Source organism: Promicromonospora kroppenstedtii DSM 19349 (genome assembly GCF_000515355.1).
In the GTDB taxonomy this organism is placed as follows: domain Bacteria; phylum Actinomycetota; class Actinomycetes; order Actinomycetales; family Cellulomonadaceae; genus Promicromonospora; species Promicromonospora kroppenstedtii.
Window position 1 is genome coordinate 24,106 of the sequence record NZ_KI911624.1, and the last position, 1,100, is coordinate 25,205.

2 protein-coding genes are annotated in these 1,100 nt (G+C 73.3%); one reads left to right on the forward strand and one right to left on the reverse strand.

Annotated features, from left to right (window positions below; all coding sequences use genetic code 11):
- Positions 1-562 (reverse strand): NAD(P)H-binding protein (locus PROKR_RS05520; protein WP_036960376.1); only part of this gene is annotated, 562 nt, incomplete at its 3' end.
- Between the two features lie 119 nt (positions 563-681).
- Between PROKR_RS05520 and PROKR_RS05525 the strand changes: the two genes are divergently transcribed.
- A partial coding sequence (locus PROKR_RS05525) for a winged helix-turn-helix transcriptional regulator (RefSeq protein ID WP_281171673.1) occupies positions 682-1,100 on the forward strand: 419 nt, incomplete at its 3' end.

Genomic DNA, 1,100 nt, shown 5'->3' on the forward strand with positions numbered 1-1,100 from the left:
CGGCGAGCAGCGCGCCCGCGGCCGCACCGGCGAAGTCGGCGCGCGTGGCGGCCGAGACCTTGCCGTCCGCCGCGGCGCCCACGATCTCGCCGCGCTCGACGTACTCGGCGATCCGGTCGGTGTAGTTCTCGGTGTACCAGCCGTTGCGCAGCAGGGTGACCGCCAGACCCGACGCACGCAGCACCTGCTCGGTGGCCTGGTGCTCGCCGGCGAGCGGGTTGGTGGTGTCGTCGGCGTTGAGGATGCTGGTGTAGGCGATCCGCCGCACGCCGGCTGCCCTCGCGGCGTCGATCACCGCGGTGTGCTGCGGGACGCGCACGCCGGGCTCGCTGCCCGAGACCAGCAGCAGCCGCTGCACGCCGTCGAGGGCCGAGGGCAGGGTGTCCGGGCGGTCGTAGTCGCCCTCGCGGACCTGGACGCCGCGCTCGGCGAGGTCGCCGGCCTTCTCGGGCGTGCGCGCGATCGCGACGACGTCGGCGGCGGGTACGCCGCGGGACAGCAGCTCCTCGACGACGAGTCGGCCCAGGTGTCCGGTCGCTCCGGTGACGGCGTAGGTGGTCATGGTTCTCTCCCAGTTCGCGATGCTGTGTGTGTCGAGCGAGGCGTTGGCCAGTTGCCAACGGATAGCACTAACGAATCGAAAGTACACCACATTCCGAGTGCGCGCGGTATCCTCGGGTCGTGAGCATCACGGACCTCCACCCCGACGGCCCGGAGTCCGCCGACCTGCCGGGCGGCGGCCCGGACGGGCCGCCGCAGGAGCTGGTGACCGACGTCTTCGCCCGTGGCTGCACGTCGCGGGCCGCCTTCGAGGTCGTCACGTCCAAGTGGGCCTCGCTCGCGCTGCTCGCGCTCGGCGAGGGCAGCTACCGGTTCAACGCGCTGCGCCGCCGGGTCGAGGGGGTCAGCGAGAAGATGCTGTCCCAGACGCTGCAGGCCCTGGAGCGCGACGGCATGGTCACGCGCGACGTCGTCACCACGATCCCGCCGCGTGTCGAGTACGGCCTGACGCCGCTGGGGGAGCGGGTCGCGCGGCACCTGCGCGGGCTGGCCGACCTCCTGGAGGAGACGGCGGCCGCTGCGGCGGCCGCTGCTGCGGA